This window comes from Pseudomonas sp. p50(2008) (assembly GCF_015351605.1).
Lineage (GTDB): Bacteria > Pseudomonadota > Gammaproteobacteria > Pseudomonadales > Pseudomonadaceae > Aquipseudomonas.
Map to the genome: position 1 here is coordinate 511,884 of NZ_JACMYF010000005.1, position 13,508 is coordinate 525,391.

Consider the following 13,508-nt stretch of genomic DNA (forward strand, 5'->3'; position numbering starts at 1 on the left):
CCATCGAAGTTTGAGTGGCGGAGTCTTGTATGCCGGCGTGGCGCACTATCAGTTTGTGGATGGATCAACTGGACGATCCCCTGTTGCCGCGCCCCGCGCTGGAACAGGACCTGGACGTCGACGTGGCGATCATTGGCGCCGGGTACACCGGGTTGTGGACCGCCTATTACCTCAAGCGCCTGGCGCCGGGGTTGAACATCGCCATCGTCGAAGCGCAAACCGCCGGTTTCGGCGCGTCCGGGCGCAATGGCGGTTGGCTGATGGGCAATCTCCTGGGCGAAGACCGTTTACTCGCAGCGTCATCGCCGGAACAGAGACGGGCATCGTTCGATTTGCTGCACAGCATTCCCGATGAGGTCGAGATCGTCATCGAACGTGAAGGCATCGATTGCGATTATCGCAAGGGTGGTGCGCTGTATTGTGCCGCGCGTTATCCGGAGCAGGAAGCCAGCCTGAGGCACTATCTGGACAGCCTTTATCGCCAGGGACTGACTGAAAAGGATTACCGCTGGCTCAGCCCTGAGCAGCTGGCCCAACAGATCCGTGTCGCCAAACCCTACGGTGGAATCTACGCACCGCATGTCGCGACCATTCACCCGGCCAAACTGGTCCGTGGGCTGGCCCGGACGGTTGAGGGCATGGGCGTCAGCATTTATGAGAACAGCCCGGTTACCCAGTGGCAGTCGGGCTCACTGCGCACGGCCAAAGCCCAGGTTCGCAGTCGGTGGATTGTGCCGGCGGTTGAGGGGTACTCGGTTACCTTGCCGCCGTTAGGCCGTTATCAATTGCCGGTACAAAGCCTGATCGTCGCCACCGAACCGCTGTCCGCCGCGACCTGGGACGAAATCGGCCTGAGCCGTGGCCAGGCCTTCAGCGAAAGCAGCCGCCAGGTCACTTATGGTCAGCGCACCGCCGACAACCGCCTGGTATTCGGTGCACGGGGTGGCTACCAGTTCGCCGGCCAACTGCGCCACAACTTCGACCTGACCACCAGCGAAGTGGAACTGCGGCGTTACCTTTTCGGCGAACTCTTCCCACAACTCAAGAACGTCCAGATCACCCATGGCTGGGGCGGCAACCTGGGCATGTCACGGCGTTTCAAACCGCACATGCTTTGTGATCAGGCCAGCGGCATTGCCTTGTCCGGTGGCTATGGCGGGGAGGGCGTGGGTGCCAGCAACCTCGGTGGTCGAACGCTTGCCGACTTGATCCTTGAGCGCGACACCGAGCTGGTTCATCAGCCTTGGGTCATTCCCCAAGGCGGTCTCGACGCACTCAGGGCGTGGGAGCCCGAACCGTGCCGCTGGCTGGGCTACAACGCGATCATTCGCAGCTTCGTCCACGAAGACCAGACCCTGGCCAATCCGGCCACTGCGCCATGGCGTCGCAAACTGGCGAGCGGCGTGGCGGGGTTCATGGAAGGTTTCATGCACTAAACGGCGTTTTTCAACGACAGGTAATCCCATGAGCATCACGCAATTCAAGAACACCGCAGCACTGATACTCGAAGAATCCAATCCAGTTGCCGTACCGCTCGGAACACCCGTGGCGGTAGCCTCGACCACCAGTGTCGAGCGCGACGACGGCGTCGAAACCGGTGTGTGGGAGTGCACCCCAGGTCGCTGGCGGCGCCAGATCGTCGCCCAGGAATTCTGCCATTTCATCCAGGGGCGCTGCACCTTCACCCCGGACGACGGTGAGACCTTGCACATAGAAGCGGGTGACGCACTGATGTTGCCCGCCAACAGTCTCGGCATCTGGGATATCCAGGAAACCGTGCGCAAAACCTACGTTTTGATTTTTTGATCCTTTGATTGCCTGCCAATAACAACAAGCCCCTACAGGAATCGACTCATGAAGCGAAAGACACTGGCCCTGGCGCCCCTTGCACTCGTCGCGACCCTCAGCCAGGCGGCGGAGACGGTGAAGATCTACAACTGGTCGGACTACATTGCCCCCGATACCACGAAGAACTTCCAGAAAGAAACCGGCATCGCGTTCACCTACGACGTGTATGACAGCAACGAGACGCTGGATGGCAAGTTGATGACCGGCAAATCCGGTTACGACGTGGTGTTCCCCTCCAACCATTTCATGGCGCGGCAAATTCAGGGTGGGGCGCTGAAAAAGCTCGACAAGAATCAGCTGCCGAACTGGAAAAACCTCAATCCGGTGTTGCTCAAGGCCCTGCAAACCAATGATCCGGGCAATGAACACGGCTTCCCGTATCTGTGGGGAAGTACGGGGATCGGCTACAACGTCGCCAAGGTCAAGGCGGTGCTGGGCGACAACGCACCGGTGGACTCCTGGGACCTGATCTTCAAGCCCGAGAACATGGAAAAATTGCAGAAGTGTGGCGTGGCGATTCTCGACAATGGCCCAGAACTGTTGCCTGCTGCCCTTAACTACCTGGGCCTGCCGCACCACAGCAAGAACCCTGATGACTATAAAAAAGCTGAAGCGCTGCTGTTGAAAGTCCGGCCGTATGTGAGTTATTTCCATTCATCCAAATACACCAGCGACCTCGCCAACGGTGATATCTGCGTGGCAGTGGGGTTCTCCGGCGACATTCTCCAGGCGGAAAATCGCGCCAAGGAAGCCAACAACGGCATCGAGATCGGTTACAACATTCCCAAGGAAGGCGCCGCGATCTGGTTCGACATGGTCGCCATGCCCGTCGATGCACCGGATGAAAAGGCCGGCTACGCCTTCATGAACTACTTGCTGCGCCCGGACGTCATGGCGAGCATCAGCAACTATGTGCATTACGCAAACGGCAACGAGCAAGCCGATAGCCTGATCGAACCGGCGATCAAAAACGACACCAAGGTTTATCCAAGTCCGGAAATGATGGGCAAGTTGTTTGCGTTGGAAGCGATGCCGTTGAACATCGACCGGATCCGTACGCGGGTGTGGAACAAGATTCGGACGGGGAGTTGAGGGGTCATATTTTGTAGTTGATCGTGGCTAACTTGTGCGCAGGGACGCGGTAAGTTCCGAGCCTCTTTCACAGTTGAGGGGCAAGGAATGCCTTACTGCTTGAATGCGGGTCGGTTACGCACTGGCCGCTTTTCAGAACCCGGCCGAATCTATCTCATCACCGCTGTCGTCGATAAACGGCAGCCGGTTTTCTCTGATTGGCGGGTCGGACGCCTGGTTGTCTCGCAATTGCGTCAGGCACAAGAAGCGGGATGGGCGGACTTTTTAACGTGGGTTGTGATGCCGGATCATATGCACTGTCTGGTGCAACTCCGGGACCAAACCTTGGCCGGGTTGATGTGCCAGGTAAAGTCGCGCAGCGCCGCCGCCGTCAATCGCGCGTTAGGCCGAAAAGGACGCCTTTGGCAGAAGGGCTACCATGAGCGTGCGGTTCGACGTGAGGACGACGTGAAAGCGCTGGCCAGGTATGTCGTTGCGAATCCGATCAGAGCAAAGCTTGTTTCACGCGTTCATGATTACCCGCTGTGGGATGCGTGCTGGCTATAGCAATCACGACCGCTTCGCCGTCGAACGCAGCCTTCGGCAGCTGCTACACAGAGCGCGCTTACACCACGACCCTGTAGCAGCTGGCGCAGCCTGCGTTGGGGCGCGAAGCGGCCCCGATTTTCAGGGAGATATCAAAGCGTCCTGAATGCGACCGCTTCGCCGTCGAACGCAGCCTTCGGCAGCTGCTACACAGAGCTCGCTTACTCCACGACCCTGTAGCAGCTGGCGCAGCCTGCGTTGGGGCGCGAAGCGGCCCCGATTTTCAGGGAGATATCAAAGCGTCCTGAATGCGACCGCTTCGGTCGAGCGCGACCCCGGAGCCAACGCAGCTTTCGGCAGCTGCTACACAGAGCGCGCTTACACCACGACCCTGTAGCAGCTGGCGCAGCCTGCGTTGGGGCGCGAAGCGGCCCCGATTTTCAGGGAGATTTCGAAACGTCTTGAATGCGACCGTTTCGGTCGAGCGCGACCCCGGAGCCAACGCAGCCTTCGGCAGCTACTACACAGAGCTCGCTTACACCACGACCCTGTAGCAGCTGGCGGAGCCTGCGTTGGGGCGCGAAGCGGCCCCGATATTCAGGGAGATATCAAAGCGTCCTGAATGCGACCGCTTCGGTCGAGCGCGACCCCGGAGCCAACGCAGCCTTCGGCAGCTGCTACACAGACCCCGCGCGAAGACTTATTAATCTTCCTCGCGAACCGTGGCCACTTCATCGGCTCGAACCTTCACTTTCGACCCGGAAATGTCTTCGAATTCGTAGAAGCCATCCTTGGTCTTGGTTTTCGGCATGTCCTTGGTCAAATACTGGGTGCCGTTCTGCAGGGTGACGACCGTTGCCGTCGAGCAACCGGCGAGGGCCAGGAAGGCAGCTACTGCTAATGGCAAACCCAGGGTCTTGATGTTCATAACCACCTCTCATAATCGAAAAAAACAGCCGAAAGACTGTGCCTGTAACGCGGTTGGTGCGATGGAACGAGGAAAAGTTCGGCGGGCGCCCGAAAAATCGCTGCCGCCGCTTATCTTTTTCTAATTGCGTCGGAAGGGACGGAACTGGTATCTGTACGCATAACCAGTACTCCCTCGCCTTGGCCCTTATTTCCCGTGACTGCAAATCCGCTCGACGACCCGTTCTATTACCTCAACAACTTCAAGCAAGTGCTTGATTGGCTTGAGCATCGTTACGCCGATGTGTTGAGTGTAGAGGAGCAGCGCTTTATCCACGAATTTAACCAGTTGCCCCGGGAGTCCAGGGCACTGCTGGTCCGATTGGTGATGCGCAAAGGGGTGCACTTCAGGGCGAGCAAACTGCATTACGTCGAAATCGGCGACATCGGTTGCGCCGTCGTTCCCTTGGTGGCATTGGGCTGGATTGATGAGCAGTGCCCGCTGTCCATCGACGCGTTGTTCAACGTGCTGCTCAAGTCAGAAGTGCTCCAGTGCTTTGGTGTCGCCATTGATCAGCCGAAAGGAAAAAAGAGCGATTGGCTACCGGCGCTGACCGAACAATTTCCCGAAGCCAAAAGCTTCAACCACTGGTGCGCTGCCCTCAATGAGCGATTGTTCAGCCTGACCATCATGGGCCTGTGCGACCGTTTGCGCCTGATGTTTTTCGGCAATCTTTATCAGGACTGGTCCGAGTTCGTATTGGCGGACCTGGGCATCTTCACGTATGAAAAAGTCGACATTGGCGCCGACTCTCGAGGTTTACGCAGCCGAGACGACGTGGACGCCTGTTTCTTCCTCCACGACTGCCAGGTTCGGTTTGAATCGGGCGAAGACATCGCCGACATCGTTGAGCAGATCAACAGCCTGACGCTGCCCAATCCCTGGTTGCAACGACGTCGCGGCAAATTGATGTTCCAGATCGGTCAACACTGCGAGCGTATGTCGCACTTTTCTACCGCCATTTCGCTCTATCGCGACTGTGCCTACCCCGGCGCACGCGTTCGGTTGATTCGTGTACTCGAGCGCTGTGCTGAATATCAGCTGGCATTGGAGCTCGCCACCCACGCCGAACACGCCCCCGAGAGTGCCGCCGAACGCCAGCATTTGCTGCGCGTGCTCCCCAGGTTGCGCCGCAAACTGGGCGGTCCCGCGATGAAGCGTGCCCCCGCCCGGCAAATGCTGCGTCTGGATCTTCAATTGCCCAGGATCGACCCGTCACTGTCGGTGGAGAGCCATGTTCTGGCGCACTTGGCGCAAACGTGCGCGCCGGTTCATTACGTCGAAAACAGCCTGATCAATTCGCTGTTCGGCTTGCTGTGCTGGCCCGCGATTTTTGCGCCTTTGCCGGGATCGTTTTTCCACCCATTCCAGCGCGGCCCCGTTGACCTGCATGCGGAAGATTTCCACGCACGCCGCGCCGATCTGTTTCAGGCCTGCCTGGCGGAACTCGACAATGGGCGCTACATCCAGACCATCCGCGACCGTTACACCGCCAAATGGGGGGTGCAATCACCTTTCGTGTTTTGGGGCGCGTTAAGCGAGGAGCTTCTCGATCAGGCACTCGATTGCCTGCCGGCGGAGCACCTCAAACACTGGTTCAATCGCTTGTTAATGGATATCAAGGCCAATCGTGCCGGCATGCCTGACCTGATCCAGTTCTGGCCGCAGGACAAAACCTACCGCATGATCGAAGTCAAAGGTCCGGGGGATCGTCTGCAAGACAATCAACTGCGCTGGCTGGAGTTCTGTCACGAGCATCAGATGCCGATTGCCGTCTGTTATGTGCAATGGGCGGAGCAGAGCGCTTGAGCTACCGTGTCGCCGTGCGGGCGCTATGTGAGTTCACCGCCAAAGTGGGTGACCTTGACCTGCGATTCACCCCGTCGCCCACCGCGCTCGAAGGCATTGTCGGCCATCGCACGGTGGCCTCGCGCCGTAGTGAGGGCTATCAGAGCGAAGTGGCGCTTGAGGGCCAGTATCAAGCGCTGAGCGTCAAGGGCAGGGCGGATGGCTATGATCCTGCGCAAAACTGCCTGGAGGAAGTCAAAACCTATCGCGGCGACCTGACCCGGCAACCCGCCAACCACCGGCTGCTGCACTGGGCCCAGGCGAAGGTTTATGGCTGGTTGATGTGCCAGAAACTCCACCTGGCGCAGATCAATCTGGCGCTGGTGTATTTCGACATCGTCAGCGAGAAGGAAACCTGCCTGGTCGAGCGTTTCGACGCCGCGACACTGCAACAGTTTTTCGAACACCAATGCCGGCTGTTTCTACTGTGGGCCGAGCAGGAAATGGTTCATCGCGAAGCGCGCAATCGGGGTGCGCAGAACGTCGCGTTTCCCCACATCGATTTCCGTCCAGGCCAACGGCACCTTGCCGAATCAGTGTTCAAGGCCGTCAGCACCGGCCAGTGTCTGATGGCCCAGGCACCGACGGGTATTGGCAAGACAGTGGGCACGCTGTTCCCCATGCTCAAGGCGCTGGCACCGCAGCAACTGGACAAGATCTTCTTTCTGACGGCGAAAACCCCCGGTCGCAAACTGGCCCTGGACGCTGCACAGGTGATTCTGGGGAGCGTCGATGCACCGCCGCTGCGCGTACTGGAAATGATCGCTCGCGACAAGGCATGTGAACACCCGGACAAAGCCTGTCACGGAGATTCCTGCCCGCTGGCGAAAGGTTTTTATGATCGTCTGCCAGCCGCTCGCCAGGCGGCCAGCGAACTGACGTTGTTGAACCAGAGCGCATTGCGTGAAGTCGCGCTGAACCACGATGTCTGCCCTTATTACCTGAGCCAGGAAATGGCGCGCTGGGCCGACGTTGTGGTTGCCGACTACAACTATTACTTCGATTTCAGTGCACTGTTGTTCGGTCTGGCCCAAGCCAACAACTGGCGGGTTGCCGTACTGGTGGATGAAGCTCACAACCTCGTGGAACGCGGACGCCAGATGTACAGCGCCACGCTGGATCAATCGACCCTGAACGGCGTGCGAAAAAGCGCGCCTGAGCCGTTGAAGAAGTCCTTGCAGCGCGTCAACCGCGAGTGGAACGCCCTGCATGATCAGCAACTCGGTGCGTACCAGGCGTATGACAGGGCTCCGGAAAAAATGCTCCAGGCGTTGTTCTCCTGCAGTGCGAGCATCGGCGATTACCTGAATGATCATCCGCAGGGCCTGGACAGCGCGTTGCAGAACTTCTATTTCGACATGCTGCAATTTTGCCGGGTGGCGGAGCTGTTCGATGAACAGTTTTTGTTCGATATCACCAAGCGCGATCTTGATCGCAAACGAAACCTGTCCCGGCTGTGCCTGCGCAATGTGGTGCCTGCGGGGTTCATTCGCCCGCGGTTGACGGCTGCGCGCAGCACCGTGTTGTTCTCCGCCACCTTGAGCCCTCGCCACTATTACGCTGACCTGCTGGGGATGCCGACGAATACCGTGTGGATCGATGTGGAATCGCCATTTCACGCCGATCAGCTGCAGGTTCATATCGTCAACCAGATTTCCACGCGTTTCGTTCATCGCCAGGCCTCTCTGGAGCCGATCGTTGAGTTGATAGCCCGGCAATTCATTGAAAGCCCCGGCAACTACCTGGCGTTTTTCAGCAGCTTCGATTACCTGCAGCAAGTCGCTCAATTGCTCGCTGAAAAACATCCTCATATCACTGTGTGGTCGCAATCCCGAGGTATGGGAGAAGGGCAGCGCCAGGATTTTCTCGATCAGTTCACCACGCATAGTCAGGGCGTCGGCTTTGCGGTGTTGGGCGGGGCGTTTGGCGAAGGGATCGACCTGCCCGGTGCGCGGCTGATCGGCGCGTTCATTGCCACGCTCGGGCTGGCGCAACTGAACCCGGTGAATGAACAACTGAAACACCGCATGTCCGCCATTTTTGGTGCCGGTTATGACTACACCTACCTGTATCCCGGTGTGCAGAAAGTCGTCCAGGCCGCAGGACGCGTGATTCGTACCCAACAAGACCAAGGGGTCGTCATGCTGATCGATGATCGATTTGGCGACAGCAAGGTCAAGCAATTGCTTCCGCGATGGTGGTCGATCAGGCCGGGGATTGGTCACTCTTGAAAACCACCACCCATGACACGCTAATACCTGGCCATGTCTACAACGACCTGTACGCCTGTATCATCAAATACGTGTATCGATGAGCCATTAAGTCCAATTGTGTTTTTTGTGGCTTCCCAAATTCCCGGTTTGTCTCATACTCCTGTAAACAGAATTGACGTGAGGGTTGAATGAGCGAGGATCGGAGAAAGGCTGGCGCCATCGCGGAAAAGCGTTTTCGCCTGTTGATCGATGCCGTGATCGACTATGCGATCTACATGCTGGATCCCGAGGGCATCATTACCAGCTGGAACGCCGGTGCCAAGCGTTTCAAGGGCTACGAAGAAGCCGAGATTCTCGGTGAACATTTCTCCCGTTTCTACACCGACGATGATCGCCGTGCCGGTTTGCCTGAGAGGGCGTTGGACACGGCCATCCGCGAAGGGCGTTTCGAGGGAGAGGGGTGGCGCGTTCGCAAGGACGGCTCACGTTTCTGGTGCCACGTGGTGATCGATCCGATTATCGATCCTTCGGGTGTTCTGCTTGGGTTCGCCAAGATCACCCGTGATCTCACTGATCGAAAAATGGCCGAGGAAGTCCTCAAGCAAAGTGAGCAACAGTTCCGGCTGCTGGTGCAGAGCGTCACCGACTACGCGATCTACATGCTCGACGCCAATGGTCGCCTGACCAATTGGAACCCAGGCGCACAACGCATCAAGGGTTACCTGCCCGAAGAAGTCGTTGGTCGGCATTTTTCCATGTTCTACACCCCCGAAGACCGTGCCGCCGGCGAGCCACAACGGGCGCTGGAAACAGCAGTGCGCGAGGGGCGATTCGAAAACAAAGCCTGGCGAGTGCGCAAAGACGGTACGCGGTTTATGGCGCACGTGGTGGTCGACCCCATTTGGGGAGATACCGGCACGTTGCTGGGCTTTGCCAAAATTACCCGGGACATCACGGAAGCGACCCTTGCACAGCAGACGCTGGAGCAAACACGCGAAGCCTTGTTCCAGGCGCAGAAAATGCAGGCCATCGGTCAACTCAGTGGCGGCATCGCCCACGACTTCAATAACCTGCTGACAGTGATCCTCGGCAACCTGGAGATCATCCGCAAACGCTCGGGTAACGAACCTAAAATCACTCGCCTGGTGGACAACGCCACTCAAGGTGCCCTGCGCGGTGTAACGCTGACCCAACGCATGCTGGCCTTTGCCAGGCGCCAGGAACTGAAGACCGAGCCTGTGCAGATTCCAGCCTTGGTGCAGGGGATTATGGGGCTGATGCGCAGTGCTCTGGGGCCTTCGGTGAAGCTGGATACGCGTTTCCCGGATGAGCTGGAACCGGCGCTGGTCGACGTCAATCAGCTTGAACTGGCATTGCTTAATCTCATCACCAATGCTCGGGATGCAATGCCTGCCGGGGGCCGAATCGTCATCAGCGCCGAGATGGAAGACGTACGTGCGCAGTCCAGCCTGGCACTGGCGGCTGGACGCTACGTCTGTCTGAGTGTCAGTGACACCGGTGAAGGCATGGATGAAACGACGCTCGCTTCAGCGATGGACCCATTCTTCACCACCAAAGGCTTGGGTAAAGGGACTGGCTTGGGACTGTCGATGATCCATGGCTTTATCGAGCAGCTAGGGGGGCGATTCATTCTCAAGAGCGAGAAGGGTAAAGGCACGAGCGCGCAACTGTGGCTACCCGTCGCGTCGAGTGGCGTTGCCACTCAACCTGCAGTTGATGCAGAGCCGCCGGCTTCGGTGGCACGTCTGCGCGTCCTGGTGGTGGACGATGACAGCCTGGTCCTGACCAGTACGTGTTTACTGCTTGAAGACCTCGGCCATCAGGTTACCGGTGCCGCGTCGGGTGCGAAGGCGCTGGAGTTGATCAGCAGTGAGCCGGATTTCGACCTGGTCATCACCGACATGGCCATGCCCCATATGAGCGGTACCCAGTTGGCGCACTTTATCCAGATGAAAAAACCCGGCATGCCGATCATCCTTGCCACGGGCTATGCCGAACGCCTGGAGGGGGGCGCTTCCAGCCTTCCGCGCTTGTCCAAACCCTTCAACCAACTCAATCTGGTGGACATTATCGCGGCGACACTCAAGTGATATTGGGCTGAACTTGTCCGGTGGCGTTTCTTCTAACTGTTTTCCCTCCTGATGTGACGCCCGTGCCAAGAATACTGACTGAAGCCACGCCTGAAGAAGCCCTGACCGAACACAACGCCAAGATGTTTGGTTCTCCCAAAGAGCGCCTTGATTTCTACCGCCGGGAGATCCAGTACGAAACCAGCATCCTGGCCAACCGCACTGATGCCTACCTGGCGGCTCAATCGTTCCTGGTGATCGCCTTTGCGTCTTGCATGGCCAATCTGAATCCGGAATGGGGAAAGCTGTTCACACTGGTCGTTCCCCCCTTCCTGGCGCTGTTGGGGCTACTGAGTTCACTGAACGCCTGGCCAGGCATTCGTGCGGCGTACGACATCATTGATCACTGGCATTTCAAACAGAGTGAGTTGCTGCGCAGTGAACCGTTGATGGGGTTGGCATACGATGAATCGCCGTTGTTCAGCGAAATGGAATCGTCACACAAGGGGTACCGAAAATCGTTGCTGTTTTCGGTGCGGACTCCCTGGATCTTCGCGACATTCTGGGTACTGCTGGGGGCCTATGCCGTTTTCATTCAGGTGACGAATCCGGGCGGGTGAATAACCCGGATTTTATCAGGATGGTTTTTCGATGCGGTGTCGGTGTTAAATCCCGGGGGGCTTCGCCCCCAACGCAGGCTGCGCCAGCTGCTACAGGGGGCGCGATTTCACACTGACCTTGTAGCAGCTGCCGAAGGCTGCGTCCGACTGCGAAGCAGGCGCTGGCCTGATACCTCAGGTCAATCAAGCCGCCAGGTTCCCCGCACTCATTTCCTTCTTGTACTGCGCCTTCAGCGCTTCCATCTGTGCGCCCAACTCTTCCAGCTCAGCTTTACCCAGCAACTTTTTCGCCTGAGGAAACATCTCGGTTTCTTCCTCTTCGATGTGATGCTCCAGCAGCTCCTTTACCACTTTCACCCGACCGGCAAATTCCGGTGTGGAGGGGTCGGTGACCTTGAGATCCGGCAGCACCAGCGAGTCGACGGTGCGGTGTTCTTCCTTGGCTTCGTAGTACATGATTTCCTGCTCTTTGCCGCCGGCCTTTTTATAGGCGGGATACAGTACTTCTTCTTCCAGTCGGGTATGGATGGTGATTTCCATTTCCAGCTTGGCAATCAGCTCGGTGCGTTTTTTAACCCCACGTTCGGTGGACTCACTCAGTTGGGTCAGGATGCCTTTCACGCGTTCATGGTCGGCTTTCAACAGGTCGATGGCGTTCATGGTCGGTTCTCTCAAATAGTCACGGGTTAGGCGCTTACGGTTTCGATGCCGAAGGTCGCTCGTAGTCCTTGAGCATTTGTCGTGCCGATTTTGACGAGTGGATAATTAATAACAAAAACAATAGGTTAAACATGATTCAAAAGATTTGGATTCATGCAGCCTGCATGAGTGGTCAATATTCTTCATGCAGTTCGCAGTGCAGGCAGAACTCACACATATCGGCGGAGATTTACAGGCTGACCGCCGATCAGAATCAACCGCCACCTGACTGAACTCACGGCTTCCGGTCGCTCCCTTAATACAGACACCCGGTGTCTTTAATAATGACCAGCGAGGATGCAGCCATGCGAGCAATGACTTATCACGGTGCCCATGATGTCAGGGTTGAAACCGTCCCCGATCCCACTATCGAAGCCGCTGACGACATCATCTTGCGGGTCACGGCGACGGCTATTTGCGGGTCTGACCTGCACTTGTATCGAGGCAAGATCCCAACGGTTGAGCATGGCGATATCTTTGGTCATGAGTTCATGGGCATCGTTGAAGAAACGGGGGCCGCCGTGACTGCCGTGCAGCGCGGTGATCGTGTAGTGATCCCCTTTGTGATCGCCTGTGGTGACTGTTTCTTTTGTCAGCAAGAGTTATTCGCCTGCTGTGAAACCACCAATGAAGGGCCAGGCGGCAGCCTGAATAAAAAAGTCATCCCGCCACCGGCAGCCTTGTTCGGTTTCAGTCGGCTGTATGGCGGCATTCCGGGCGGACAGGCCGAGCTTGTCCGCGTCCCCAAAGCCAACACCGGGCCTTTCAAGGTCCCGGGGTTGCTGGCCGACGAGAAAGTGCTGTTCCTCTCGGACATCTTGCCGACGGCGTGGCAGGCGGTGATCAACGCCAATATCGTGCAGGGTTCCAGTGTCGCCATTTTTGGCGCCGGGCCGGTGGGGTTGTTGAGTGCCGCGTGCGCGAGAATGCTCGGCGCCGAGCAGATCTTCATGGTTGATCACCACAACTATCGGCTGGCTTATGCGCAAAGTGCTTACGGGGTGATTCCGATCAACTTCGATGACGACGATGACCCGGCCGACACGATCATTCGTCAGACCGCGGGCAGCCGTGGCGTTGACGCGGTCATCGATGCGGTTGGATTCGAAGCCAAGGGCAGCACCACAGAAACGGTGCTTGCGACCTTGAAAATGGAAGGCGGGAGCGGCAAGGCGTTACGTCAATGCATTGCGGCAGTGCGCCGGGGAGGGGTGGTCAGTGTGCCGGGCGTCTATACCGGTTTCATCCATGGCTTCCTGTTTGGGGACGCCTTTGACAAAGGCCTCACGTTCAAAATGGGCCAGACGCACGTCCAGCGGTATTTACCGGAGTTGCTTGGGTACATCGAAACGGGGCGTTTGCAACCGGAAGCCATCGTCACCCACAGGATGTCCCTGGAACAGGCGGCTGAGGGGTACAAGATTTTCGATAAAAAACAGGAGGAGTGCCGCAAGGTCATTCTGACGCCAGGTTCCAGCGATGTGCCATTGGCTGAGACATTTGAAACTGAAGCGGTACCCGTGATGTAGCAACTCCCCTTGTACGAGCAAAGCTTGGTCTGGGCGGCGTTCCAACGATGCCGCCCAGACGACCATTTACTTCAGGT

General features: G+C 57.7%; 11 protein-coding genes. 9 read left to right on the forward strand and 2 right to left on the reverse strand.

The annotated features are described in order from the left end of the window. Window positions 1-29: 29 nt before the first annotated feature. The 4 genes from H7698_RS16960 (at window position 30) to H7698_RS16975 (ending at window position 3,486) form a co-directional block, all read left to right on the forward strand. A complete protein-coding gene (locus tag H7698_RS16960) occupies window positions 30-1,436 on the forward strand; it encodes an NAD(P)/FAD-dependent oxidoreductase (RefSeq protein WP_194692185.1) in 1,407 nt (468 codons plus the stop codon). 28 nt (window positions 1,437-1,464) lie between these two features. Beyond that, a complete protein-coding gene (locus tag H7698_RS16965; protein ID WP_162440040.1) occupies window positions 1,465-1,806 on the forward strand; it encodes a cupin domain-containing protein in 342 nt (113 codons plus the stop codon). Between the two features lie 48 nt (window positions 1,807-1,854). Beyond that, complete coding sequence (locus H7698_RS16970; RefSeq protein ID WP_194692186.1) at window positions 1,855-2,940, forward strand: polyamine ABC transporter substrate-binding protein; 1,086 nt, start codon at window positions 1,855-1,857, stop codon at window positions 2,938-2,940. A gap of 87 nt (window positions 2,941-3,027) precedes the next feature. After that, entirely contained in the window at window positions 3,028-3,486 is a 459-nt protein-coding gene (locus tag H7698_RS16975; RefSeq protein ID WP_194692187.1) for an REP-associated tyrosine transposase, read from the forward strand. A gap of 682 nt (window positions 3,487-4,168) precedes the next feature. Here the strand turns inward: H7698_RS16975 and H7698_RS16980 are convergent. Then, window positions 4,169-4,393, reverse strand: coding sequence for a YgdI/YgdR family lipoprotein (locus H7698_RS16980; RefSeq protein WP_162440043.1), 225 nt, complete (start codon window positions 4,391-4,393; stop codon window positions 4,169-4,171). A gap of 195 nt (window positions 4,394-4,588) precedes the next feature. On the opposite strand from H7698_RS16980, the gene H7698_RS16985 reads away from it, so the two are divergent. The 4 genes from H7698_RS16985 (at window position 4,589) to H7698_RS17000 (ending at window position 11,203) form a co-directional block, all read left to right on the forward strand. Then, window positions 4,589-6,241 carry a VRR-NUC domain-containing protein gene (locus H7698_RS16985; protein WP_194692188.1) on the forward strand — a complete coding sequence of 551 codons (1,653 nt, stop codon included), beginning with the start codon at window positions 4,589-4,591 and terminating at the stop codon, window positions 6,239-6,241. After that, window positions 6,238-8,511: an ATP-dependent DNA helicase gene (locus H7698_RS16990; protein ID WP_194692189.1), complete on the forward strand. Its 2,274-nt coding sequence runs from the start codon at window positions 6,238-6,240 to the stop codon at window positions 8,509-8,511. Before H7698_RS16985 ends, H7698_RS16990 begins: the two co-directional genes overlap by 4 nt. Window positions 8,512-8,681: 170 nt before the next feature. Then, window positions 8,682-10,604: a hybrid sensor histidine kinase/response regulator gene (locus H7698_RS16995; RefSeq protein ID WP_194692190.1), complete on the forward strand. Its 1,923-nt coding sequence runs from the start codon at window positions 8,682-8,684 to the stop codon at window positions 10,602-10,604. A 62-nt stretch (window positions 10,605-10,666) separates the two neighbouring features. Beyond that, on the forward strand, window positions 10,667-11,203 hold the full coding sequence (locus H7698_RS17000) for a hypothetical protein (RefSeq protein ID WP_162440047.1): 537 nt from the start codon (window positions 10,667-10,669) through the stop codon (window positions 11,201-11,203). A gap of 183 nt (window positions 11,204-11,386) precedes the next feature. Here H7698_RS17000 and H7698_RS17005 read toward each other — a convergent pair whose 3' ends face one another. Then, a complete protein-coding gene (locus H7698_RS17005; RefSeq protein WP_162440048.1) occupies window positions 11,387-11,863 on the reverse strand; it encodes a hemerythrin domain-containing protein in 477 nt (158 codons plus the stop codon). Between the two features lie 344 nt (window positions 11,864-12,207). Here H7698_RS17005 and H7698_RS17010 point away from each other — a divergent pair, with 344 nt between their 5' ends. Continuing rightward, on the forward strand, window positions 12,208-13,431 hold the full coding sequence (locus tag H7698_RS17010) for a zinc-dependent alcohol dehydrogenase (RefSeq protein WP_194692191.1): 1,224 nt from the start codon (window positions 12,208-12,210) through the stop codon (window positions 13,429-13,431). The last annotated feature ends 77 nt before the right edge of the window (window positions 13,432-13,508 follow it).